The sequence below is a fragment of the Ochrobactrum sp. BTU2 genome (genome assembly GCF_024539785.1).
Taxonomy (GTDB): Bacteria; Pseudomonadota; Alphaproteobacteria; order Rhizobiales; family Rhizobiaceae; genus Brucella; species Brucella anthropi.
On record NZ_JAHWRG010000001.1, the window covers coordinates 459,963 to 484,472 of the forward strand.

Genomic DNA, 24,510 nt, shown 5'->3' on the forward strand with positions numbered 1-24,510 from the left:
GGAGCTTCCAATGACTATACATACCACCCCAATCAATCTGCCTCTGCTTGACTTGTCCCGTTTCAACGGCAGTGCTGAGGAGCGCGACAGTTTCATTGAGGAGCTGCGCCGCACTCTTCACGAACATGGCTTTTTCTATCTCACGGGACATGGCGTCGATCCGAAACTCGTGGAGGACGTGGTTGCAACGGCGAAGACGTTCTTCGCACTTCCAACGGAAGAAAAACTCAAGATAGAAATGGTGAAGTCATCGCATTTCCGCGGTTACAATCGTGCTGGCCTCGAACGGACACGTGGCGAGCAGGATTGGCGCGAACAGCTCGATATCAATACGGAATCAGAACCTGCCGAGATCGGTCCGAATAGCCCGGCATGGAAGCGTTTGATCGGCCCGAACCAGTGGCCGGAAGCACTGCCCGAACTTAAGCCGTTGCTGCTTGCTTATCAGGCCGAGGTGACACGCGTTGGCATTGATATTCTCAAGGCCATCGCCGCGGCTTTGGGGCAGCCGGAAGGCTTTTTCGCCCAGATTTATGAGCCGCATCCATCCCAACTCCTGAAGATTATCCGTTATCCGGGGCGCGATATAGCGGAAAGTGAGCAAGGAGTGGGCGCGCATAAGGACGGCGGTTTCGTTACTGTGTTGCTGCAAGATATCATCCCCGGCCTGCGCGTTCAGCGGGAAGATGGCGAATGGATTGATGCACCTCCGGTTCCCGGCACTTTTGTTATCAATACGGGAGAACTGCTTGAACTTGCCACCAATGGATTCGTGCGGGCAGATGTGCATGGCGTTGTCGCGCCGCCAGCCGGTGTGGAACGCTTTTCCGTCGCCTTCTTTCTCGGTGCTCGATACGACGCGACGATTCCGGTTATCGATTTGCCAGATGAGTTGAAGACCAAGGAGCGCGGTGTGACTGTCGACACGCTGAACCCGATCTTCCGTGAAGTTGGTGCGAACAATCTAAAAAGTCGCCTCCGGTCCCATCCTGATGTTGCGCGTGCTCATCATGCAGATTTGCTGACACCCGAACAATTGGCGGATCGCTCGCCCGGATCGACATATTGACAGGTTGATCTTCATTTTCCAGGGCGTCGTGGTCGTGCTGACGAGAACGCCCTGTTCACCCCATCCCTTGACGGCTAATTGTGCTGGTCTCAACAGCCGTCAAGGAACGAGTCCGGGGGTACGTGGTTGATCCAGATCGTTCCGGAACATGCGACACCCTCACGAGTGACCGCCGCTCATGTTTCGCTTTTTCGCAAACATTTATAAGCTGCGATTGCTGACAGGTGAGCGCGGCAGCTATCATTATGGTGGAAACCTTTTATCATTTTGCCAAGCGGATGCCGGTCTTTTTTCAAAAGTTTCGGCAGATTGACCGTGTAGTTGTCATTTTGAACAATTTGTTCCCACGAAATTTAACAAATCCACGGCTTGATCGTTCAAAGCATCAATGGAAATCTCCCTGCACTTATAAAAGCGTGAAGTAGGGAGGGGATCGCTGAAATGCCTGTAATGCCCAAATTGTGTGCCGATACCATAGTATATAACGGTGCGATCTGGTGTGGATATGAAGAGGGCACAGTCGAAGCCCTGGCCATCTGGCAAGGCAAGGTGCTCGCTACGGGCACCAAGGATCAAATCTGGTCTTTGAAGGGCGATAATACGCGTTTGATCGATCTGAAAGGACGCTTTGCCACACCCGGGCTGAATGACGCTCACCTGCATCTCATTTCGATTGGGTTGACACTCAAGTGGATTGATGCGACGCCGCAAGCGGCGCCGACATTGCAAAGCCTGCTTGACGCCATTCGGGAACAGGCTGCTTCCGCACCTCCCGGCGCATGGATCAGAGCACGCGGCTATGACCAGACGAAGCTCGATGTCGGTCGGCACCCGCATAAATCGGAGCTTGATGCTGTTGCTCCACACAATCCCGTCATGGTGGTACGCGCATGTGGCCACGTCTCGATCTTCAATTCGAAGGCATTTGAACTGGCGGGTATTGACGAAAATTCCCCGGTGCCAGATGGCGGCTTGATCGAGCAGAAGAATGGTACTTTGACGGGGATGGTTGCAGAAAATGCGCAAGGCGCCGTCCGCAAAGCGATCCCCAAGGCAACGACGGAAGAGATGATCGAGGCCATTGAGGCTGCAGGCAATCTTCTCCTTTCCTATGGCATCACCAGCGTTATGGACGCCGCTGTCGGTCAGGTCGCAGGCTTCGATGAAATCCGTGCCTACAACCTCGCCAAACTCGACAAGCGCTTGCCGGTGCGCACCTGGCTCGTGCTGCTCGGCGATCCGGGACCTTCCATTGTCGAAGAATGCTACAAAGCAGGACTTGTTTCCGGTGTCGGCGATGACATGCTGACAGTCGGTGCCGTCAAGATTTTCCTTGATGGATCGGCGGGCGGACGCACTGCATGGATGAGCAAGCCGTATCTCGGCGACGACGATAATATCGGTGTCCAGATATTGCCGGATGCAGAACTGGAAGCGCTGGTGCTCGATGCCCATAAAAAGGGTTATCAGTTGGCTTGCCACGCTATCGGCGATGCAGCGATTGGACAGCTTATTACAGCCTATGAAAAGGCACTCGCAGCGCATCCCGATCCAGATCGCCGCCATCGTATCGAACATTGCGGGTTCTCCACGCCGGAACAGCATGAGCGGATGAAGAAAGCCGGGATTTATCCTTGTCCGCAACAGGTCTTCATATACGATTTCGGTGACGCCTATATTTCTGTTCTTGGCGAGGAACGCGCAATTTCAAGCTACCCGCTGAAAACCTGGAAGGATCTGGGTTTCAAGCCTGCGACTGGCAGTGATTCACCGGTCTGCCATCCGAACCCCTATCCAAACATCTATTCGATGCTTACGCGCGAAACGGGTAAGGGAACGGTGATGGATACCCGCGAATGCGTGACCATCGAAGAGGCCCTGCAAGTTTATACGGAGTTCGGTGCTTTCTCTCAGAAGCTGGAGAATGTGAAGGGCAAGCTTGTACCTGGGCAGGTTGCTGATATTGCGGTCTTTTCACGCAATATGCTTACCGCGAAGCCGGAAGAGATTCTCAATGACACGCATTGTGTTCTTACCATGCGTGACGGTGAGGTCGTATTCGAACGGTCGTGAGTTAAATGCTCCCGGTTTCCGGGGGCAATAAAAAGAATTGAAGCGTAAACGCTTCGGGGCGATTTCGGGCAGCGAGGTTTCGACAGAGCTGTCCGAAGAACGGTTCATCTGAATCGCAAGAATGACATTTATGAAGGGGAACAACATGAGAAAATTTGCTTTGCTGGCAGCGCTGTCTGCAGTCCTGCTGGCCGGAACGGCGGCTTACGCGGCGGACGAGCCACGTTCGGGAGGCGTCATCAATTTTGTCGCGCCCTACGGCGACAGCTTCTCGACGCTCGATATTCAAGCATCGCCTGCCACACAAGACGAGTTCTACGCCAAGGCGATTCACCGTACGCTCTATGATTGGGATGCTGATCTCAACAAACCGGTACTCGGTCTTGCAACCGATGTGACTGTGTCCGACGACAGGCTCGTCTATACCTACAAGCTTCGTCAGGATGCATTTTTCCACAATGGCAAGCCTTTGACGGCAGACGACATTATCTGGAGCTATACCCGGATCATGGATCCGAAAAAGGCATTCCCACCGGCACGTTACATCGCCGAAATCAAAGGGGCGGAGGAATATACGCAGGGCAAGGCCAAGGAAATTTCCGGCCTGAAGAAGATCGATGACCATACGCTCGAAATCACGCTGAAACAGCCAATTGATCCGGGCTTCCAGTTCATGCGTAACAACACTGCCATTTACCCGGCAGGTGAGGGGGATAGCGAAGAGTTTCAGCGCCACCCGATTGGTCTCGGACCTTATAAGTTTGCGGAATATGTTCCTGGCTCTCGCCTGACAGTGGAGAAGTGGGACAAGTACTACGAAAAGGGCAAGCCCTACGCCGACAAGATCAATATCATGATCATGGGTGATGCGGCCGCGCGCGACGTTGCGTTCCGCAACAAGGAGATCGACGTAGCCGTGCTCGGGCCGGCACAATATACCGCCTATCTTGCCGATCCTGAACTGGCAAAGAATATGGTCGAGGTAGCTGAGGTATATACGCGCGCCGTCGGCTTTAATCCGGATTTCAAGCCGTTCCAGGACAAGCGCGTTCGTCAGGCAATCAACTACGCCATCGATAGCGATCTCATCATCAAGCGTCTCGTCAAGGACAAGGCCTATCGTGCTGTTGGTTGGCTGCCAAACTCATCGCCAGCCTTCGACAAGGATGCGAAGCCTTATCCGTATGACCCTGAAAAAGCAAAAGCTTTGCTTGCTGAAGCTGGGTATCCCGACGGCTTCGAATTCGAATTGACAGCAACGCAAAACGAGAGTTGGGGCCTGACCATCGTTCAAGCGATCATTCCGATGCTCGCCAAGGTCGGTATCAAGGTGAAGGCAAAGCCGGTCGAAGCGTCAGTGCTTGCGGATGTAGTTCCGGCTGGCAATTTCCAGGCCTATATGTGGTCGCTCGAAAGCGGTCCGGATGCACTGACGGCGATGCAGTGCTTCTATTCCACGACCCCACAATCTGCGTGTAACTACCAGAAGTTCTCGAACGCAGAATTCGACAAGATTGTCGATGAGGCAAAGGTGGCGAAAACTGAAGAAGAGAAGAACGAGCTTCTGAAGAAGGCCAACAACCTGTTGCAGGAAGAAGCGCCGGTCTGGTTCTTCAACTACAATAAGGCTGTCATGGCACATCAGCCATGGTTGCATGGCCTGCAGCCAAACTCGGCGGAGCTCGCCGTTCAGTCCTATGAAAAGCTGTGGGTTGATGACACGGTTCCGTCCGGTCGCTAATTCTGGCTGATCTGGATCGGCCCGCTCGTTATCGGGCGGGCCTCTGATCCCCTTTGCTCCAGCGTAGTTTACGCTGATCCGAAAGGAGGACCATGTGCTCTATTTTATTTTTCGGCGCATCTTGCAGATGATACCGACGGTTGTCGCTGTATCGCTGCTGATCTTCGTCATTTTCAGTGTTGTTCCGGGCAGCATCGCTTCTGGCCTAATTGCCAATGGCAAGGGCATGAACGACCCGAAGATGGTCGAAAAGATCACTCAGGAATTTGGCCTCGACAAGCCTGTCCATGTGCGTTTCGGCAATTATCTGGTTCAACTGGCACAGTTTGATCTCGGTACGTCCTATCGATCAAGACAGCCCGTTGTCTCGCTTATTCAGGAGCGCATGTGGCCAACATTGAAGCTCGCTTTTGCAGCTATGGGGTTTGCGATCCTGATAGGCGTACCGCTTGGGTTTCTCGCGGCACTTAAACCCGGAAGCCTTCTCGACAGTGTGACGATGATAGGCGCAGTCTCGGGCCTCTCGCTACCACAGTTCTGGCTGGGCCTGCTGGCCATGTATCTCTTTGCACTGACACTTGGATGGTTGCCGAGTTTCGGCTATGGCGATGGAGGCATCAGAAACGTCATTCTGCCTGCGCTGACGTTGGGTGTTGCGCCATTGGCGTTGCTGGCAAGAACAACGCGTGCAGCCGTGCTTGAAGTGATGGGCGCTGATTTCATTCGTACCGCCCGCTCTAAAGGCATGAGCAGCTTTCGCCTGGTGAAATGGCATGTCATGCGCAATGCGCTGGTGTTGATTATCACGACAATCGGCTTGCAATTCGGATCGATGATGGGGCAGGCCGTGGTGGTGGAGAAGTTATTCTCGTGGCCGGGCCTTGGCTCCTTGCTGATCGATAGCGTTTCGCTGCGCGACATTCCCGTGGTGCAGGGGGCAATTCTCGTAATCGTGTTGTGGTTTTTGGTCATCAATACGATCGTTGACATTCTCTACGCGGTTATCGACCCGCGCATAAGCCACGAGTAAGCCCATGAAGCTCCGTTTCAATCTCGTATTTGGCGGGTTCGTGTGCATCGTAATCGTAGGCGCTGCCGTATTTGCACCATTGCTGGCGCACTATAATCCGGTTCTCGATGCCGATCTGATGAATGCAGAACTGCCCCCCGATGCACAATTCTGGTTCGGCACCGACGCACAGGGCCGCGATGTTTATTCGCGCATCCTCTATGGTGCGCAAGTATCTTTGACCGTTGGTGTCGTCTCGCAGTGCATCAACACTGTTATTGGACTGTGTTTTGGCATTTCTGCCGGTTATTTCGGCGGTTGGTGGGATGATTTCGTCAATGGTCTGACTAATCTCATGCTGGCAATTCCGTCGCTGATCTTCGCGCTGGCAATCATGGCTGTCCTCGGCCCCGGTTTGCCAAGCCTTCTGCTCGCGCTTGGTCTGACGAATTGGTCCTGGACTTGCCGCATTGCGCGCAGTTCCACCCTTTCGCTAAAGAAGCAGGGCTATATTCAGGCTGCCAAGATGCTTGGCTATAGCGATGCCCGCATCATGATCACGCAGATCGTGCCAAACATGATCGGGCCTATTCTTGTGATCGGTACGCTCGGAATGGGCGACGCAATTCTGGCAGAAGCAGCACTTTCCTATCTTGGTCTTGGGATCAGTCCACCAGATCCAAGCTGGGGTAACATGCTCACCGATGCGCGTGAGTTGATCGTGAACGCGCCTTGGGCTGCCGTGTTTCCCGGTTTGGCCATCTTCTTCACGGTGCTTGGACTCAATCTGTTCGGGGACGGTCTTCGCGACTGGCTCGACCCGCATATGAGGACACGCAAGGTATGAGCGAACAAGCACTTCTTGAGGTAGAGAACCTCCGGATCGATATTGTTTCTGGTTCGAGCAAACATAACGTGGTCGAAGACGTATCGTTCACTATCGGAGCCGGCGAGACATTCGGACTGGTTGGAGAGTCTGGCTGCGGAAAGAGCATCACTGCACTATCGATGATCGGATTGCTGCGCAAACCACTGTCGATAACAGATGGCGTGATACGCTTCAAAGGGCAGGATTTGCGGTCGATGTCGTCGCGTGAAATGCGCAAGCTGCGCGGCAATCGCATAGCGATGATCTTTCAGGAGCCGATGACTGCTCTCAATCCGTTGTCGCCAGTAGGGCGTCAGATTGCGGAAATGTTCGTGCTGCATCAGGGTGCGACCTGGCACGAGGCGGAGCGCAAAGCGATCGAAGCGCTCGCCAGTGTTCAAGTTCCTGCGCCAGAGCAACGTGTGAAGAACTATCCACATCAGATGTCTGGCGGTATGCGCCAGCGTGTAATGATCGCTATCGCACTCGCGTGTGATCCAGATTTGCTGATCGCTGACGAACCCACGACCGCGCTTGATGTGACTGTTCAGGCGGAAATTCTTCGTCTGATGCAAGAGCTTTGCACTGCACGAGGAACTTCTGTCCTGATGATTAGTCATGATCTTGGTGTCATCGCGAAAATGTGTCGTCGCGTGGGGGTCATGTATGCTGGGCATTTGGTCGAGCAGCGCATAACAGCAGGCCTGTTTCACCACCCGGCTCATCCTTATGCGCATGGTCTTCTGGCCTCTCTACCGCAGCTCGGATCACGACAAAAAGCAGGTCAGTTGCGGCTGCAGGAAATCGAAGGCGTGGTACCCTCCATTTCCGCTTTTCCAAAGGGCTGCAGGTTCGAGCCGCGTTGTACGCGCGCGACTGATATTTGCCGTGCGCAAAAACCGGGCTGGACGCCACTTGAAGATGCCGGTGTGGTGAGGTGTTTCCATCATGAATGACATGCATTCCGCCAAACTGGCAGAACCATTGGTCCGCATCGACGATGTCTGCGTTTACTTCCCGGTGAGCGGCGGCATTTTCAGTCGCTCAAAGCAATTGCTGCGTGCCGTCAACAATCTCAGCCTGACCCTCAACAAAGGCGAGTGTCTTTCGATTGTTGGAGAGTCCGGTTGCGGTAAATCTACGCTTGCACTCTCCCTCGTCGGCTTGCAAAAGCCGACGAGCGGGCAAATCTATTTTGAAGGACGACCGATCACCGGAAAGGACGAACCGTCACGGCTGGAACGAGCAAAGATGGCGCAGATGGTCTTTCAAGATCCGTTCGCTTCACTCAATCCGCGCCAGACAGTCTATACGTCCCTGGCGGCGCCCTTGCGACTTCACGGTGTGACCTCGCGCAGCGAAGTCGATGGGCGCGTCGAGGAAATTTTGCGTCTTGTCGGTTTGAAGCCCGAGCAGGCAAAGCGTTTTCCGCACGAGTTTTCGGGTGGGCAACGCCAGCGCATCGGCATAGCACGCGCGCTGCTGCTCAATCCGAAAGTTATCGTGCTTGATGAGCCTGTTTCGGCGCTCGATGTTTCGATCCGGGCTCAGATCATCAATCTGCTGCTGGAACTGAAAGAACGGCTCGGTCTCTCTTATATCATGATCAGCCATGATCTGAGTGTCGTAGAGCATATGAGCGACCGTGTGGCGGTTATGTATTTCGGGCAGATTGTTGAGAGCGGACCGTGGGATCGGATATTCTCGAACCCGACGCATCCCTATACACGGAGACTGATTTCGGCCATTCCCGATCCGATGACGGAATTGACGGGCGGTCGGCTGCTCGACGATACAAGCCCACCGCAAGCACCGGAAGGTTATGCATTCTACCCCGAAAGCTTTGGCACGCACGATGTTCATGAAGTGCCGCCACGGACACAATTCATCGATATAGGCGGGGACCATCGCATTCGCGTTATCGAGAAAGCTTGAGTATCAAGTAAAAAACTAAAAAGCGCCGCTAACCGGCGCTTTTTATTGTCGTAGTATAAAGATCAGCCGCTGATCAGCTTTACTTCCATGAAGTCTTCCAGCCCCCATTTGCCGCCCTCGCGGCCATTGCCTGATTGCTTGTAGCCGCCAAACGGACTTCCCGGTGCACGCGATGTGCCGTTGATCTGCACCATGCCAGCGCGCAATTTGCGAGCCACGCGTTTTGCGCGTTCCGGACTACCGGTCTGGATATAGGCTGCAAGCCCGTATGGAGTGTCGTTGGCAATGGCGACGGCTTCTTCTTCGGTATCGAACGGGATCATTGCAAGCACCGGTCCGAAGATTTCTTCGCGAGCAATCGTCATGTCATTGTATACGTCGGCAAAGACGGTTGGCTTGACGAAATCACCTTCGGTGAACCCGTCGGGACGTCCCGTACCACCCGCAACAAGCCGTGCACCTTCGTCAATGCCCTTCTGGATCAGGTGTTGAACTTTCTCGAACTGGATTGAGGAGGAAAGCGGGCCGATGTGATCGCCTTCCTTTGCCGGGTCGCCGACCTTCGTGCCTTCTGTTATCTTTTTCGCGAGGTCTACTGCCTTGTCGTAAACTGAGCGCTCCACGAGCATGCGCGTCGGCGCATTACAGGACTGTCCGGTATTCTCGAAGCAATGCGCAAGGCTGCGTGCCATAGTCTTTTCAAGATCGGCGTCGGCGAAAACGATGTTCGGCGATTTGCCACCAAGCTCCAGCGAAACGCGCTTTACCGTTGCTGCTGCTGCTCGCGAAACTGCCGTTCCGGCGCGGGTCGAGCCGGTGAAGGACATCATGTCGACATCTGGGTGTTGCGACAAGGCTTCGCCAACAACGGTGCCTTCACCATTGACGAGATTGAAAACGCCTTTCGGGAAACCTGCCTGATCCACAAATTCGGCAAAGAGCATGGCCGACATCGGCGCAATCTCGGACGGCTTCAGGACGACGGTGCAGCCAACCGCAAGTGCTGGAATAACTTTCAGCGCGATCTGGTTCATCGGCCAGTTCCACGGCGTAATGAGGCCGCAAACACCGATTGGTTCGCGCACGACCGTCTGGTTCGGGTGTTTCGGAGAAAGGATCTCTTCGAACTCGAAGTTTTCGAAGGCCGCAATGAAAGCCTTGGTATGCGAGAGGCCTGCCGCTGCCTGCGATTCCCGCGCAAGTGTAATCGGTGCACCCATTTCGAGTGAAATTGCCTTGGCCATTTCGTCCAGACGGGTTTCGTAAATCTCCACTAACCGTCGGATGTAACCGATGCGTTCTTCCGCCGGGGTTTCGCTCCAGGACGGAAAAGCCTTGCGTGCGGCTGCGACCGCCAGGTCGATGTCTTTTGCGGAACCGGCAGAGATGACGGCATAAGGCTTTTCGTTGGCGGGGTTGATGACCTCAATGGTCTTGGCTTCTATCGGAGCGCGCCACGCTCCATCAATATAGAAGTCTGTTTTCTGGTCGAGGTTTTTCTGAAGCATTGTGCCGTCCTCCGTCGTGCTGAATGTTCGAGTTCAGCATAAGCCAACCCGATTTGCTTTCGACACTAATGCCGGGACATGGCAGCGTCAAAACAGAAGGGTGCATGGAAACATCAATTTTTCTTATTCATTATCGTAGGCTTCAACATCAAAACCCAGGGCAACCAGTCCTTCTTCCAGATAATCTCCGAGAAGCGGTGTGCCTATGAGATATTTGGCTTCACGGCCATTGTCACGATCAGCGGCGGTTGAGAGGGCTTCGTCCCATTCTTCCGCACTGAAATCTCCGCGTCCAACCCACATCAAAGCGAGCAGTTCCTGCCGCTCATCTATGTTCAGGGACCGGATAGCCGCAAAGAGTTCCTTGCGGGTGGGATTTGCCAGTGAGGCGTCGAGAATATCAACTTCATTGTCATCGCTGGCATTTGACCCGGATTCTTCATCGGTTGCGGGAACCTGAACGTCATACTCCCGGGCCTTGGCGATTATAAACTCCAGATTGTCGATATTGTTGACCAGCTCGACCACGCTTGCCTCCGTTACCTAGAGCATTTCCAGCAAAAGTGCGAAGTGGTTTTGCGTAGGATAATGCGTAAAAACAAAGAGATAGAGAATTTCCAGCAGTTCAATTTAAACTGGAAATTCTCTGGGTTGTTTGGCAAACAACGCTTTCGCAAAGCCTTGGTTCCGGCTGTCTCAGGGAGCAGGATCAGCTTCGCGCAGCCTGTAGCCGACGCCTGTTTCGGTTAGAATATAATGCGGCTGATCCGGGGATTTTTCAATCTTCTGTCTCAGCTGGCGGACATAGATGCGAAGATATTGCACATCAGCCGCCGGCCCCCAGACCTGGCTGAGAATAAAATGGTGCGTCAGCACTTTTCCGGCATGCTGCACGAGAAGACGGAGGATATCGTATTCCTTCGGCGACAGTTTAATTTCTTCACCATTGAGTTTCACAATACGGCGCACAAGATCGACGGTTAGGCCGTCACTCTGGAAAAGTGGCTTTTCTCCCTGCTGTTGCAACCTGTGCCGCAACGCGACCCGCAAACGCGCGGCCAGTTCCTTCATACCGAAAGGTTTCGGGACATAGTCATCGGCTCCTTCTTCAAGTGCACGAACAATCCCCGCTTCGTCGGTTCGGCTTGAGAGGACGAGAATAGGCAAGGTCACGCCGGTTTCTCTCCAGCGTTGAAGCAGCGCATGTCCATCAGTGTCAGGAAGACCCAGATCAAGCACCACGATATCGGGCTTTTCCGTCGTAATACGCTCGTCGGCTTCGCCACCATTCACGGCCTCGACGACGGTGTAGCCTTCCGTCGTCAGTCCGACCCGCAACAGTTTGCGGATGGCTGGTTCATCGTCGACAACAAGAATTTTCAGTTTCGGATCGTTCATGAGTTTTTGTCAACTTCATCAGCTGGGACGGGCAAAGCGATTGTAAAGACGGCACCGGTGCCTTCATGCCGATTTCCGGCCCGAATAGAGCCCCCCATTGCTTCGATGAAACCGCGAGCGATTGAAAGCCCCAGTCCGGTACCGGCCTGCACGTGATCACCTTTACGCACACGATAGAACGTATCGAACACGCGCTCCAGATCGCCGGGTGGAATACCTGGACCCCGATCACTGATTTCCAGTGTTATACGAGACGGAGCAGCATGAGCCTTAATTGTAATCGGTGTGTTTTCGGGGGCATATTTCGCCGCATTGTCGAACAGATTGAACAAGACCTGCTCGAACAGAACGGCATCAAGCTGAACCATAGGCAAATCAGCTGGAACGGCAATGTTGACCTGATGATGAACCAGAATCTTGGCTGCACGATTGAGCGCCGCCCCAATGAGATCGCCAACATAATGAAGCGACAGATTAGGCTTCATTGCACCTGCTTCAATCCGCGTCATATCGAGGAGGTTTGCGATGAAGCGGTTCAAGCGCTCTGATTGGTCCACCACGGTTGCAACGAGATCGGAACGGTCTGTATCTGGCAATGAGCTGGAATAGTCGCGCAAGGTCGTGGCTGCGCCCAGAATTGCCGCCAGCGGGGTCTTCAGATCGTGTGAGATTGAGGTGAGCAGGGCCGAACGCAATTTGTCAGCTTCGGCGGCGAGTTTTGCTCGCTCCACATCACCGACAAGCTGAACGCGTTCGATGGCAATTGCGGCCTGATCGGCCAAAGCCTCGAAGAGACGCTGTTGTTCAGGCGTGAGGATAGGCCCCATGCGATCATTGTCGAGGCCGATGACGCCAACTGATGTTCTGGCGGTTTTGAGAGGCAGATAGAGCCGCTTGGCACCCGGTAAAGTATTGGCACCACGCCCAGCGGGAAGGTCGTGTTCCCAGGTCCAGTGTGCTGCAGCGATATCGGCATCATCCAGAGTGTCATCAGGCGGATAACCACCTCTGACCGTTATACTGTTTCCTTCAGGGAGAAGCATCACGACCCGCACCTTGAGCATTGATGCGATCTGGAATGCGGTGGCCCATAACACATCATCGAGCGAGCCAGTCCCTGCCAGCTTTTTACTGAAGAGATATAGATCTTCCGTCATGCGTGCACGTTGCCGTGCCGCTGCAGCCTGCCGCTGGACCCGGCTCGCCAGATTGCTGGCAATGAAACTCACGAACAGGAAGAAAACCAGCGCCACAACACTTTCAGGATCGGCGATGGAAAGCGTGTAGAGGGGAGAAAGAAAGAAGAAATTATAGGCGAAAGCGCTAAGTACGGATGCGAAAAGCGCTGGCCAAAGACCAAGGGTGACCGCAACACCAAGAACGCCGACAACGAACACCAGTGCTATGCTGCGCACATCCAGAAACTGGTCGAGCAGCAAGCCGGTGACAAGCGCTATTCCTGTCATCACCATACCGATCAGATAGGGCGTGATGTCGGGCGTTGCCTTCTGACTGGCGGTCTTTACCTTACGAGGGGTCTCCCCGTTTTCATAGTCGACACCTGCCGTTATGTGAATATCGATGGCGCCGGAGAGCCGCACCAGTTCTCGTGCGATGGAGCCGTCAATCATCTCACGCCAGCGCGATTTTATCGATTTTCCGGCGACGATCTGGGTAAAGTTGTGTGTTGAAGCGTAGCGAACAATGTCTTCGGCGACGGATTGACCGGGAATGATGATGGTTTCCCCGCCGAGCTGTTCGGCAAGCCTCAGTGCCGTTGCAAGCCTGTCCTTTGCTTCTTCAGTAAGCCCCGCAGACCGTGCCGTTTCTATATGGATGGCCGCCCAAGGTGCGCGAAGACGATCCGCAAGCCGACGTGCATAGCGAACCAGCGATATACTACGGGGGCGTTCGTCGACCGCAACCAATATGCGGTCGCCTGCGGCCCATGGCCCTTCAATGGCATGGGCACGCATGTGACTGAGCAGTTGCTCATCGACACGCTGGGCGGTGCGGCGCAGTGCCAATTCACGCAATGCGGTCAGATTCCCGGAAGAAAAGTAATTGTGGATCGCTCGTTTCGCGGTCTTTGGTAGGTAAATCTTGCCTTCATTAAGACGTTTGATGAGATCATTCGGCGTGAGATCGATAAGCTCAATGTCGTCGGCACGGTCGATGATGCTGTCGGGTACTGTTTCACGCACACGGATACGCGTGATCTGTGCCACAACATCATTTAGGCTTTCGACATGCTGGATGTTGAACGTCGTATAGACATCAATCCCGCGCGCCAGAATTTCCTCGACATCCTGATAACGTTTGGGGTGTCTGCTGCCCGGTGCATTCGTGTGCGCCAGTTCATCCACAAGAACCAGTTGTGGTTTGCGGGCCAGCACCGCATCTATATCCATTTCATCCAAGAGATGCCCGCGATAGGCCACTTGCGCACGCGGAATAATCTCAAGCCCTTCCGTCAGCGCTTCGGTTTCCACTCGACCATGTGTCTCGACAACGCCGATGACGACATCTATGCCATCAGCTCTGCGCGCGCGACCGGACATCAGCATTTCATAGGTTTTACCAACACCCGGTGCGGCACCGAGAAATATCTTCAGGCGGCCACGCGTTTCGCGTTCCGCCTGTTCAAGCAGAGCATCGGGAGAAGGTCTGTTCTCGCCGAAGCGAAGCGGGTCCGATGTCAAATAAAGCTCCTGAAAGGAAGGGCGGCAAATCATGCCGCCGCCAGTTATTCTACTTGGTGCTGGTCCTGTCCAGAACAAGGTTCAGCTTCAGAACATTGACCACCGGTTCCCCAAGAAATCCGAGCTCACGAGCTTCAACTTGTTGCTCAACAATCTCTCGCAGTGCGGCTTCATCGATCCCGCGCGCCTTTGCGACACGCGGCACCTGATAGAAAGCTGTTTCCGGTGAAATATGCGGATCGAGACCGCTTGCGGATGTTGTCACAAGGTCAATCGGTGGTCGTGCAGAACCTTCGTCTTGTGACAGAGCGGTGGCGTCAGCTTTAATTCGCTCAATGAGTTTTGGATTGGTTGGGCCAAGATTGGACCCGCCAGAACTCGCGGCATCATAACCGTTTTGTCCTGCCGCAGATGGGCGGCCGTGAAAATAGCGGTCGCCGGTAAAACCCTGTCCGATCAACTCGGAACCAATGATTGTACCGTCCTTTTCGATCAGGCTGCCATTGGCATTAGCGGGAAAGATCACCTGGGCGATACCTGTCATGCCGAGCGGGTAGAGCAACCCGGTTATGACAGTGAGCGAAACGATCATGACAAGTGCTGGACGAAGTTGTTTCAGCATTTTTGTTAATCCTTATGCGAGGCCAAGGGCGGTAATGGCCATATCGATGGCCTTGATGCCAATGAATGGCACGATGACGCCGCCGAGGCCGTAGATCAGAAGATTGCGCGAGAGGAGCGTACCTGCACCGACCGGCTTGTAGGTCACACCTTTCAGCGAAAGCGGGATCAGAGCCACAATAATCAGGGCATTGAAGATGATGGCCGACAGGATGGCGCTCTGCGGCGTGGAGAGTCCCATGATATTGAGCGCGCCAAGCTGAGGATAGAAAGCCAGAAACATAGCCGGAATGATCGCAAAATATTTTGCAATGTCATTGGCGATGGAGAAGGTCGTCAACGCTCCCCGTGTCATCAGCAATTGCTTGCCGATTTCAACGATTTCAATGAGCTTGGTGGGATCGCTATCAAGATCGACCATATTGCCTGCTTCTCGCGCGGCAACCGTGCCGGTATTCATGGCCACGCCGACATCCGCCTGAGCAAGGGCAGGGGCGTCGTTTGTACCGTCTCCGCACATTGCAACAAGTTTCCCCTTCGCCTGTTCCTCTCGGATAAGCGACAGCTTGTTTTCTGGCGTTGCCTGCGCAAGAAAGTCATCCACACCTGCTTCGGCAGCGATGGCTGCTGCGGTCATAGGGTTGTCGCCGGTAATCATGACAGTGCGGATACCCATCCGGCGCAATTCGGCAAAGCGCTCGCGGATGCCGCCTTTGACGATGTCCTTCAGGTGCACGACACCGAGAAGGTGGCCATCTTTAGCGACGGCAAGCGGTGTGCCGCCAGCCTTGGCGATTGTGTCAGCGATAGACTGTAGTTCCGACAGTGTTCTTTCATCGGCGTGGCTATTCTGGTCCACATAGGCAAGCACAGCATCCACAGCGCCTTTGCGAATGACGGAACCCTCAATATCGACGCCGCTCATGCGGCTTTGCGCGGTGAATGGTACAAAATGGGCGTGAAGACCTTGCATGTCACGGCCACGTAAACCGTATTTTTCCTTGGCCAGAACGACGATGGAACGACCTTCGGGCGTTTCGTCGGCAAGCGAGGCCAGTTGCGCTGCATCGGCAAGCTCTTGCTCGGTTACGCCATTGACCGGCACAAAAGCGGTCGCCTGACGATTGCCAAGAGTGATCGTGCCGGTCTTGTCAAGCAGAAGCGTGTCCACATCACCCGCTGCCTCGACCGCACGACCGGACATGGCAAGCACGTTGAAGCGTACGAGGCGGTCCATGCCTGCGATACCAATGGCAGAAAGCAAGGCGCCGATTGTCGTCGGGATCAGGGTCACGAAGAGCGCAACCAGCACCGTGACGGGGATATAACCGCCTGCATAAGTCGCAAAGCTAGGGATCGTAACAACGGCGAGCACGAATATCAGCGTCATGCCTGCAAGCAGAATGTTGAGCGCGATCTCGTTGGGTGTCTTCTGGCGTTCTGCACCTTCCACCAGCCTAATCATCTTGTCGATAAAGGTGGAACCCTGCGCGGCGGTGATGCGTACCTTGATCCAGTCGGACAAAACTTGTGTTCCACCTGTAACGGCAGAGCGATCGCCGCCAGATTCACGGATGACAGGCGCGGATTCGCCGGTAATGGCGGCTTCATTGACGGATGCGACACCTTCAATGACTTCACCGTCGGAAGGGATGATGTCATTGGCTTCCACAAGAACGATATCGCCAACTTTCAAGCTCGTTCCCGGCACACTTTTCCAGTTTGGTCCCTCGGGACTATCCAGAAGTTTAGCTTGTGTTTCCGTTCGTGTCCGGCGCAGCGAGTCTGCTTGTGCCTTGCCTCGGCCTTCTGCGACGGCCTCGGCAAAATTCGCAAACAGAACTGTGAACCACAGCCACAAGACGATCTGGAATGAAAAGCCGACACTGGGATTGCCGGTGGCGACGTCTTTCAGCAGCAGCAAAGTTGTAAGCGCTGAAACGACGGCAACCACGAACATCACCGGATTGCGCGCAAGACTCCTGGGATTGAGCTTGCGAAAGGCATCGCCGATGGCGGGTAAAAGGATGCGGGCATCGAGAATGCTCGCGGATTTGGACTGGCTCATAACAGAGACTCCAGTAAAATTACGTTTCCGTTCGGAAAGCTCAGATCAATCCGGCAAGCTGAACCGCGAGAAGGACGGCGGTCGTTGCCAGAAGGATCGAGAGAATGCAGCTTGAGGGTTTGAGCATCAAAACATCTGCCCCTTGATCATTGCGAGGTGTTCGGCAATGGGGCCGAGCGCCAGCGCCGGGAAGAAGATCAGTCCTCCAACCACAAGAATGACACCGATCAGCAAGCCGACGAAAAGCGGCCCTGTCGTCGGGAAGGTGCCTGCAGATTGCGGTGCAGCTTTCTTGGCGACAAGTGAACCGGCGATCGCCATGGCAGGCAGGATCACGAGAAACCGGCCCATCAGCATGGCAAGCCCGATGGTGATGTTATACCAGGGCGTATTGCCGGAGAGGCCGCCGAAGGCCGAACCATTATTCGCTGTGCCTGAGGTATAGGCATAGAGAATTTCCGAGAAACCATGTGGTCCGGGATTGGCGATCGATGCCAGCCCTGTTGGAATAACGGACGCTATGGCGGTAAAACCCAGAATTGATAACGGAAGGCAGAGAACGGCGAGCATCGCCATTTTCACTTCCTTGGCTTCGATCTTCTTGCCCAGATATTCAGGCGTGCGTCCAACCATCAGCCCGGCCACGAAAACGGCAACGACAACAAACAGGACGATACCGTAGAAGCCTGCACCTACGCCGCCGATGATGATCTCGCCCAGCATCATGTTGATCATGGGGATCATTCCGCCCAGTGCCATCATGCTGTCATGCATGGCGATCACTGCACCGCATGATGCAGCGGTGGTAACGACGGCGAAGAGCGCGGACATTGCGATGCCGAAACGTGTCTCCTTGCCTTCCATGTTGCCACCATCAACACTGAGTGCATGGATGAGGGGATTACCGGCAGCTTCTGCCCAGTAGCAGATTGCAACGCCTGCGACGAACAATATGCCCATCGCAGCAAAGATTGCCCAACCCTGACGTTCGTTGCCGACCATTCGCCCGAAGACGTTGGTAAGCGAAGCGCCGATTGCGAAGATCGCAACCATCTGGATCATGTTGGAGATGGCATCCGGGTTTTCAAAAGGATGCGCGGAATTGGCATTGAAGAAACCGCCGCCATTGGTGCCGAGCATCTTGATGGCGAGCTGCGAGGCAACCGGCCCAAGCGCGATCACCTGTCTCGCGCCTTCCAGCGTCGTTGCTTCGGCATAAACACCAATTGTTTGCGGCACACCGAGGCTGACGAAAGCCAAGGTAAGAATAATGCACAAGGGCAAAAGGACGTAGAGTGTGCATCGTGTAAGATCGACCCAGAAATTTCCGAGCGTCTTCATGGATTTGCGCGAGAATGCACGAATGAGTGCAATGGCGATGGCAACGCCAGTAGCAGCCGAGACGAAGTTCTGAACCGTCAGTCCTGCCATTTGCGTCAGGTAGGACATGGTGCTTTCGCCACCATAGTTCTGCCAGTTGGTGTTGGTAACAAAACTGGCAGTGGTGTTGAAGGCCAGGTCCGCCGGAACGTCGCTCATACCCATCGGGTTGAAGGGCAGAGAGCCCTGAAACCGTTGCAGCATGTAAAGCAGCAAAAAGCCGGCCAGATTGAACAACAGCAGGGAAGCAGCATAGGTTGTCCAGTGCTGTTCTTCTCGTTCGGTTGTGCCTGCGAGGCGGTAAAGCCCCCGCTCGACCGGAACGAGTACAGGTGAAAGGAGCGTCCGTTCACCGCCGAAAACGCGCGTCATGTAGCCGCCGAGCGGTTTGACGAGCAAAATGATGATCCCGCAAAAAACGAGGATCTGAATCCATCCATTGATTGTCATGGTCTTTTCCGAGGCCTGAAAGGCTGCCGGTTACGCGGGCTTGGCCGGAGATCGGCCTAGAACCGCTCCGGTCGTATGAGCGCGTAAAGGAGATAAGCGGCTAGAAAGGCTGCAACCAAGGCGCCAGCGACGTATTCGATCATCATGGCGACGCCTCAAAGCCTTTCGCAGATGCGCAGATAGCCGAACAGCAGCGCGAAGAAGCCGATGCCGATTGCAAGGACGGCGAAATCCATAGTCATGCCTGAATTGCCCTAAGGGGCTCCCTGTTTCTTACAGGGACATTATGTTGCCGCATTGCATAGGGTTTCGAGAGCGAGCGCTGCTTCAAAAAATAAAAAACTCATATATGGAATGCGGTCGATAAAGGCCGATGTTGCCGTCTTGTCTTTCACTAGAGCGATGTTGCCGCGGCAGCTGCACGACCGGCCGTTCGTCCGGAAAAGATGCAGCCGCCGAGGAATGTGCCTTCAAGTGCATTGTACCCATGATAACCGCCACCGCCGAAGCCTGCAGCTTCGCCTGCAGCGTATAGACCGGGCACCTTTTCTCCTGCCGCATTGAGAACTTGGGCGTCCATATCGGTATGTAAACCGCCAAGTGTCTTGCGTGTCAGAATATGAAGTTTGACGGCAATAAGCGGACCGTTGGAGGGTTCCAGCAGAGAATGCAGCGGCACGGCGCGCGTGAGACGGTCACCGATATAGGCTCGGGCATTATGGACCGCCATCACCTGAGCATCCTTGGAGTAGCGGTTGACGATCTCGCGATCTCGCGCTTCGATTTGATCACGGATGTGGTCAGGCTTCAGAAGCTTCTCTCCCGTCAAACCGTTCATTTTTGCAATGAGCTCATCCAGTGTTCCAGCTGTGATGAAATCTGCTCCGTTATCGAGAAAGGCTTGGACCGGCGGCGGTGGCGCTTTACCGAGGCGACTTTTAAGCAAAAGCTTCCAGTTTTTGCCCGTGAGGTCCGGATTTTGTTCCGATCCGGACAGAGAGAACTCTTTGCGGATGATTTTTTCGGTCAGGATGAACCACGAATAGTCGTAGCCGGTCGAAAGAATATGTTTGAGCGTGCCAAGAGTGTCGAAGCCAGGAAGATAGGGAGCGGGAAGACGATTGCCCTTAGCGTCGAACCAAATGGAAGAAGGCCCCGGCAGAATGCGAATGCCATGGTTCGGCCAGATCGGGTTCCAGTTTCGCACGCCTTCCGTATAGTGCCACATGCGATCAGCATTGATGACATGGCCGCCCGCAGCCACGGCAATATCTATGCCGCGTCCATCTACATGAGCTGGTACTCCCAATACCATTTCTTTCGGGGGAATGCCGAGCCTGTCGCGCGGCCATGCCCTTCGAACCTTGTCGGGGTCACCGCCTATGCCGCCAGATGTGACGATTACACAGTCAGCAAAATAGGCAAATTCGCCAATGGTGTCGCGTGACGAAGATTGCCCGCGCTCGACAGTCGATGGCACCAGCACCTCTCCATAGACACCACTGACGCGCCCGCCGGTAGTGGCGATGCTATTGACTCTATGACGGCATTTTAGGGTTATGAGCCCTTTGCTGATTGCTGCACGGAGCGATCGTTCAAATGGTGCTACGACAGCAGGTCCTGTTCCCCAGGTTACATGAAAACGTGGCACTGAGTTGCCGTGACCATCGGCTTTTGCTCCGCCACGCTCCGCCCAGCCAACAACAGGAAACCAGCGCATACCGAGACCATGCAGCCATCGGCGCATTTCTCCTGCAGCAAATTCCAGATAGGATTCGGCCCAGCGTTTCGGCCAACGATCTTCCGCCCGATCAAATTGTGCCGATCCAAACCAGTCCTGCCGCGCGAGGTCGATATTGTCCTTGATGCCAAGGCGACGCTGTTCCGGGCTGTCGACCATAAATAATCCGCCGAGTGACCAGAACGCTTGTCCACCAATGGAATTGTCACCTTCCTGTTCGAGAAGAATGACCTTGCGACCCGCTAGAGCCAACTCATGAGCGGCAACAAGCCCAGCTAATCCGGCACCGATGATGATTGCATCCGCATTCTCCATCCCCGCTTCCTCTCTCCCAAAAGGCGCTCGATGAGCGCATCGTGACTGAAGGGATGACGTGTTGCAAGCGGTCGTCGGGTGTATTCAACCGAAGAAATAAGGCACGATCCAGTCGGCAATCAGCTTGATGGAAAGTCCAAACAAGGTCAGCTGCACGAGCAGGAAAAATGGACCGTCGGGCATGATCCGGGTCAGCTTTGCGCCGACAAAGGTGCCAATAACAGCGGCAGGGACAAGCCAAAGGCCAAGTGATGTATCGAGATTGGAAAACTGCTGCAACTGCCAGTAGGGCACAAGCTTTACGGCGTTGACGATGGCAAAAAGAATAGTCGATGTGCCAGCGAAAACCAGTTTTGGAAGATGCTGTGGCAGCACGTACATCTGGAACGGTGGCGCCCCGGAATGCGAGACGAAACTGGTCAGGCCCGTGAGAACGCCCCAGAAAACGCCGCCTGGAACATCCGCCTTTCGCGCACTTTTGCGGTAAAGTGCCCCGAACCAAGCATTGAAGCAGAAAAGGATGCCGACCAAGCCGACCAGCATTCCGATGAAGGTAGGAGAAAGATGGGCGCTAAACATCCAACCAACGCCAACGCCGAGAATTGCTGCTGGGGTCAGGATTGCAAGATTGCGTGCCGAGAAGTGATGGCGATAAAGATATAGGCCAAACATGTCGCTGATGACATAGATCGGAAGCAAAAGCGCGGCGGCGGTGACCGGCGATATGACCAGCGCCATCAAAGGAACCGCGAGCGTACCGACGGACGGCAAGCCACCTTTCGAAAGCCCGACAAGAAATGCCGCAATGACTGCGATTGCGAGAAAAAGAGGCGTGTGTTCGAGCATGTGATAGGGCAGCTTTGCGGTGGGGGGAGAAAACATCTCCGGCGTTGGGCCGGAGATGTTGTGATTGGATGTCAGGCGTGGGCCCATTCCCAGTAAAGCGCCCGCGCCCGCTTCGTCAGTGGTCCATATTCAAGTTTGCGATCATCAAAACCGACAATTGGCACAACTTTGCTCATATTGCCTGTCGAGAAGATTTCATCCGCTTCGCGGAAATCTTCGATCTTCAAAGTGGTTTCATGGACGGTGACGCCTGCTGTGCGCAAAAGCCCGATTACGCGCTGGCGAGTAATGCCGTTGAGGAATGTACCATTGGGCGCTGGTGTGAAAACCTCGCCACCACGTACCATGAAGACGTTTGAGGTTGCTGTCTCCGCAACGTTGCCAAGCACGTCGGTCACCAGCGCATTGTGAAAGCCTTTTGCCTTTGCCTCGCGCAGCATGCGTGCGTTGTTCGGATAAAGGCAGGCGGCCTTGGCATTGACCGGCATGACTTCCAGATATGGCCGACGGAACGATGTCGTGGTGACCGTGAAACCCTTCGGCTCGACCATGGGGATCGCTTCAAGGCAGAGTGCAAAATCCGTTGACGATGCGAGCGGAGCGACTGCGCTGGCGTCACCTTCTTCTGCCCAGTACATGGGACGGATATAAACGTCCGTTCCAGGCTTGAACTTTTTCAGGCCCTCACGCGCAAGCGTCTCGATGTCATTGGCGGAAAGTGTCGGTTCTAATCCCAAAACACGGGCTGAATCATTAGCGCGGGCAGAATGGCGGTCAAGGTCTGGTGTTACGCCTTCAAAGAGGCGTGCGCCATCAAATACCAGCGAACCAAGCCAGGTCGCTTGTGAGGCTGCACCGAGAATGCGAACATCGCCTTCACGCCATTCGCCCTTGTAATAGGTCCACATCGCGCGTTTATCGGTCATTTCCCTAGTCCTTTGACAATATATTGCTCGTGCTTCTGCCCGCGTCAGAGCGCTGTCAAACACAAATCGTTATCGGAAAAATGCTCAAAGCGTCTTGATATGGTTGAATCAGGTTAACGTCCTAAGCACTTCTGTTTGAAGCGTTATTTCATCAACCGTGGACAGGCTGCCTATATCGTAGGAGCAGGCAACGCCGGAGACAAGCGCGAACTTGTCACTGTTCGCTTTCAAGATTGTTCGGCCTTGTCTTCAACAAGCGCGGGAGTTGGTTCCGATGTGACGACAGCCGGAGGCCCCTCAACACCGCGTTGCCTTTCGCGGATAAAGGTGAAGAGACCGGAAATGGTAATGAGAACGATGCCGATCAGCATGGGCATATCTATGTGATCGTGGAAAACAAAATATCCGAAAAGGATCGCCCATATCATCTGGCTATACTGTGGGGACGCAATTGCACTTGCTGGCGCACGTTGGGCTGCAAGCATCAGCAGGATATTGGCTAGCGCAGCGAGAAGGCCATAGCCTGCGAGATAAACCCATTGCTCGGTATTTGGCGGCTCGTAGGACGGGACCATCAAAAACCCGCAGATGATGATCGGGCCGACAAGTCCGCTTGTATAAAGCGATATGCGCTTTTCATGTTTACCCATGACGCGGAAGATGATGATGCTCATCGCACCGCCCATGCCAGCCGCCAGTGCGCCTAGGTGGCCGATCGAGAGCTCCCTGAACCCGGGGCGGAGCACAATCAGAACGCCGATAAAGCCGATCAGAACCGCTGACCATCGCCGCCAGCCAACCTGTTCCTTCAAGAATACTACTGAAAGTATAGTCACGTAGGCTGGGAGAAGGAAAATGAGCGCGAAGGCTTCCGCCATAGAGAGATGTGTGAATGCCGTAACGCTTCCTATTGTTCCCATAGCCGCCGTTACGGTTCGCAATAGCCACATTTTGATATTGCTGGTGCGAAACATATCGAGCCAGACATCGTCAGCTTTCTTTGTAAATGGAATAGCCAGCAGACCAAGTACAGCGCCGAAGAATGCCACTTCGTAAGGTGACAGCGTGCCATCAAGAAACTTGACGCAGGCGTCGCTTACAGCGAATGCCGCATAGGACGCAAACGCGAGAAAAATACCGTAAAGCATGTCGATGTCCGAAAGAAACGGGGGGAGGAGTTCGTTCCTGCCTCTCCCTTAATCGATTAGAAGCTTATTGGCAAAAGGCTTTTCTGAAAATTCGCATTTAAGACTATAATTGGGCCATTGCTTGGAAAAGAAGTAAATTCGACCTTTTCAAGGTTTTGAGCTCAAGCAAAAACGCATGCCTCATTTGCAATCATATCCGTGGTGGAAATTTGGGCAAACGCCTATTTGATAATCATCCAAACGAGGAGAAAGCAAATGAACATTCGTCAGAAAGTACAGCAGTTCGTGTCCCGCCGCCGCGCTATCCGTGAGCTCGGTGCAATGGACGACCATCTTCTTGCCGATATCGGTGTTTCGCGTTCGCAGATTCACAGCGCCGTTTTCGGTAAGTAATAGCTTATGGCGTTTCTCTCGAAAGATCGCCCCATAAGTGAAAATCGAATAAAGTAACAAAGCGTCGGTCTCCAGTCCCGGCGCTTTTGTTTTATGCGTTGCCCCTTAAATAGTTTCTTGACCTGAAGGTCTGTGGTTCTGACTGCGCGATGCCGCTTTCCCAGTCGTTACAGCTTTAGTTTCTTGCCCGCTCATTATTCAGCTGTTTATCGCTAATGAGACATAATCCGTACCATTTTGGGACAGATCGCTGTTGTCGCCAACGCAATTTTCCGCCAGCTTGTATTTGCGGGGGCAGGCGATGAAGATACGGCGTTTC

The 24,510-nt window shown here is 54.2% G+C and carries 19 protein-coding genes; 8 read left to right on the forward strand and 11 right to left on the reverse strand.

Features of this window, described 5'->3' with window-relative positions:
• Positions 1-10: 10 nt before the first annotated feature.
• The 7 genes from KWJ32_RS02205 to KWJ32_RS02235 all read left to right on the forward strand — a co-directional run bounded on the left by KWJ32_RS02205 (position 11) and on the right by KWJ32_RS02235 (position 8,695).
• Complete coding sequence (locus KWJ32_RS02205) at positions 11-1,069, forward strand: 2-oxoglutarate and iron-dependent oxygenase domain-containing protein (RefSeq protein WP_012093154.1); 1,059 nt, start codon at positions 11-13, stop codon at positions 1,067-1,069.
• A gap of 441 nt (positions 1,070-1,510) precedes the next feature.
• Complete coding sequence (locus KWJ32_RS02210) at positions 1,511-3,142, forward strand: amidohydrolase (protein WP_125301137.1); 1,632 nt, start codon at positions 1,511-1,513, stop codon at positions 3,140-3,142.
• Between the two features lie 145 nt (positions 3,143-3,287).
• Entirely contained in the window at positions 3,288-4,883 is a 1,596-nt protein-coding gene (locus tag KWJ32_RS02215; RefSeq protein WP_036587364.1) for an ABC transporter substrate-binding protein, read from the forward strand.
• Positions 4,884-4,977: 94 nt separating this feature from the next.
• A complete protein-coding gene (locus KWJ32_RS02220) occupies positions 4,978-5,913 on the forward strand; it encodes an ABC transporter permease (protein WP_012093151.1) in 936 nt (311 codons plus the stop codon).
• 4 nt (positions 5,914-5,917) lie between these two features.
• Positions 5,918-6,739, forward strand: a complete 822-nt coding sequence (locus KWJ32_RS02225; protein WP_012093150.1) for an ABC transporter permease — start codon at positions 5,918-5,920, stop codon at positions 6,737-6,739.
• Positions 6,736-7,716, forward strand: coding sequence for an ABC transporter ATP-binding protein (locus KWJ32_RS02230; RefSeq protein WP_010658970.1), 981 nt, complete (start codon positions 6,736-6,738; stop codon positions 7,714-7,716). Before KWJ32_RS02225 ends, KWJ32_RS02230 begins: the two co-directional genes overlap by 4 nt.
• Positions 7,709-8,695, forward strand: coding sequence for an ATP-binding cassette domain-containing protein (locus tag KWJ32_RS02235; protein ID WP_010658969.1), 987 nt, complete (start codon positions 7,709-7,711; stop codon positions 8,693-8,695). Before KWJ32_RS02230 ends, KWJ32_RS02235 begins: the two co-directional genes overlap by 8 nt.
• Before the next feature lie 62 nt (positions 8,696-8,757).
• On the opposite strand, the gene KWJ32_RS02240 is transcribed toward KWJ32_RS02235, so the two are convergent.
• The 11 genes from KWJ32_RS02240 to KWJ32_RS02290 all read right to left on the reverse strand — a co-directional run bounded on the left by KWJ32_RS02240 (position 8,758) and on the right by KWJ32_RS02290 (position 23,798).
• Positions 8,758-10,203: an aldehyde dehydrogenase family protein gene (locus KWJ32_RS02240; protein WP_012093149.1), complete on the reverse strand. Its 1,446-nt coding sequence runs from the start codon at positions 10,201-10,203 to the stop codon at positions 8,758-8,760.
• Positions 10,204-10,326: 123 nt separating this feature from the next.
• Positions 10,327-10,731: a DUF3775 domain-containing protein gene (locus KWJ32_RS02245; protein ID WP_012093148.1), complete on the reverse strand. Its 405-nt coding sequence runs from the start codon at positions 10,729-10,731 to the stop codon at positions 10,327-10,329.
• A gap of 168 nt (positions 10,732-10,899) precedes the next feature.
• On the reverse strand, positions 10,900-11,601 hold the full coding sequence (locus KWJ32_RS02250) for a response regulator transcription factor (RefSeq protein WP_010658966.1): 702 nt from the start codon (positions 11,599-11,601) through the stop codon (positions 10,900-10,902).
• Positions 11,598-14,303 (reverse strand): sensor histidine kinase KdpD, encoded by a 2,706-nt coding sequence (locus KWJ32_RS02255; protein WP_151609492.1) that lies wholly within the window; start codon positions 14,301-14,303, stop codon positions 11,598-11,600. Before KWJ32_RS02255 ends, KWJ32_RS02250 begins: the two co-directional genes overlap by 4 nt.
• A gap of 49 nt (positions 14,304-14,352) precedes the next feature.
• A complete protein-coding gene (gene kdpC, locus KWJ32_RS02260; RefSeq protein ID WP_012093146.1) occupies positions 14,353-14,925 on the reverse strand; it encodes a potassium-transporting ATPase subunit KdpC in 573 nt (190 codons plus the stop codon).
• A gap of 12 nt (positions 14,926-14,937) precedes the next feature.
• Complete coding sequence (gene kdpB / locus KWJ32_RS02265) at positions 14,938-16,992, reverse strand: potassium-transporting ATPase subunit KdpB (protein WP_012093145.1); 2,055 nt, start codon at positions 16,990-16,992, stop codon at positions 14,938-14,940.
• Between the two features lie 126 nt (positions 16,993-17,118).
• Complete coding sequence (gene kdpA / locus KWJ32_RS02270) at positions 17,119-18,822, reverse strand: potassium-transporting ATPase subunit KdpA (protein ID WP_012093144.1); 1,704 nt, start codon at positions 18,820-18,822, stop codon at positions 17,119-17,121.
• Between the two features lie 394 nt (positions 18,823-19,216).
• Positions 19,217-20,878: an FAD-binding dehydrogenase gene (locus tag KWJ32_RS02275; RefSeq protein ID WP_012093143.1), complete on the reverse strand. Its 1,662-nt coding sequence runs from the start codon at positions 20,876-20,878 to the stop codon at positions 19,217-19,219.
• 84 nt (positions 20,879-20,962) lie between these two features.
• Complete coding sequence (locus tag KWJ32_RS02280) at positions 20,963-21,724, reverse strand: sulfite exporter TauE/SafE family protein (protein WP_040128285.1); 762 nt, start codon at positions 21,722-21,724, stop codon at positions 20,963-20,965.
• Positions 21,725-21,795: 71 nt separating this feature from the next.
• On the reverse strand, positions 21,796-22,650 hold the full coding sequence (locus tag KWJ32_RS02285) for a branched-chain amino acid aminotransferase (protein ID WP_012093141.1): 855 nt from the start codon (positions 22,648-22,650) through the stop codon (positions 21,796-21,798).
• A gap of 227 nt (positions 22,651-22,877) precedes the next feature.
• Positions 22,878-23,798 carry a DMT family transporter gene (locus KWJ32_RS02290; protein ID WP_012093140.1) on the reverse strand — a complete coding sequence of 307 codons (921 nt, stop codon included), beginning with the start codon at positions 23,796-23,798 and terminating at the stop codon, positions 22,878-22,880.
• Positions 23,799-24,053: 255 nt separating this feature from the next.
• Here KWJ32_RS02290 and KWJ32_RS02295 point away from each other — a divergent pair, with 255 nt between their 5' ends.
• Positions 24,054-24,191 carry a DUF1127 domain-containing protein gene (locus KWJ32_RS02295; RefSeq protein WP_010658957.1) on the forward strand — a complete coding sequence of 46 codons (138 nt, stop codon included), beginning with the start codon at positions 24,054-24,056 and terminating at the stop codon, positions 24,189-24,191.
• The last annotated feature ends 319 nt before the right edge of the window (positions 24,192-24,510 follow it).

What these genes read in the sequence shown, in the direction of transcription:
- KWJ32_RS02215 (WP_036587364.1), top strand. Translation starts at nt 3,288, where the DNA reads ATGAGAAAATTTGCTTTGCTGGCAGCGCTGTCTGCAGTCCTGCTGGCC.
- kdpB (WP_012093145.1), bottom strand. Translation starts at nt 16,992, where the DNA reads ATGAGCCAGTCCAAATCCGCGAGCATTCTCGATGCCCGCATCCTTTTA.
- KWJ32_RS02230 (WP_010658970.1), top strand. Translation starts at nt 6,736, where the DNA reads ATGAGCGAACAAGCACTTCTTGAGGTAGAGAACCTCCGGATCGATATT.
- KWJ32_RS02225 (WP_012093150.1), top strand. Translation starts at nt 5,918, where the DNA reads ATGAAGCTCCGTTTCAATCTCGTATTTGGCGGGTTCGTGTGCATCGTA.
- KWJ32_RS02290 (WP_012093140.1), bottom strand. Translation starts at nt 23,798, where the DNA reads ATGCTTTACGGTATTTTTCTCGCGTTTGCGTCCTATGCGGCATTCGCT.
- KWJ32_RS02235 (WP_010658969.1), top strand. Translation starts at nt 7,709, where the DNA reads ATGAATGACATGCATTCCGCCAAACTGGCAGAACCATTGGTCCGCATC.
- KWJ32_RS02275 (WP_012093143.1), bottom strand. Translation starts at nt 20,878, where the DNA reads ATGGAGAATGCGGATGCAATCATCATCGGTGCCGGATTAGCTGGGCTT.
- kdpC (WP_012093146.1), bottom strand. Translation starts at nt 14,925, where the DNA reads ATGCTGAAACAACTTCGTCCAGCACTTGTCATGATCGTTTCGCTCACT.
- KWJ32_RS02240 (WP_012093149.1), bottom strand. Translation starts at nt 10,203, where the DNA reads ATGCTTCAGAAAAACCTCGACCAGAAAACAGACTTCTATATTGATGGA.
- KWJ32_RS02295 (WP_010658957.1), top strand. Translation starts at nt 24,054, where the DNA reads ATGAACATTCGTCAGAAAGTACAGCAGTTCGTGTCCCGCCGCCGCGCT.
- kdpA (WP_012093144.1), bottom strand. Translation starts at nt 18,822, where the DNA reads ATGACAATCAATGGATGGATTCAGATCCTCGTTTTTTGCGGGATCATC.
- KWJ32_RS02285 (WP_012093141.1), bottom strand. Translation starts at nt 22,650, where the DNA reads ATGACCGATAAACGCGCGATGTGGACCTATTACAAGGGCGAATGGCGT.
- KWJ32_RS02210 (WP_125301137.1), top strand. Translation starts at nt 1,511, where the DNA reads ATGCCTGTAATGCCCAAATTGTGTGCCGATACCATAGTATATAACGGT.
- KWJ32_RS02250 (WP_010658966.1), bottom strand. Translation starts at nt 11,601, where the DNA reads ATGAACGATCCGAAACTGAAAATTCTTGTTGTCGACGATGAACCAGCC.
- KWJ32_RS02205 (WP_012093154.1), top strand. Translation starts at nt 11, where the DNA reads ATGACTATACATACCACCCCAATCAATCTGCCTCTGCTTGACTTGTCC.
- KWJ32_RS02280 (WP_040128285.1), bottom strand. Translation starts at nt 21,724, where the DNA reads ATGCTCGAACACACGCCTCTTTTTCTCGCAATCGCAGTCATTGCGGCA.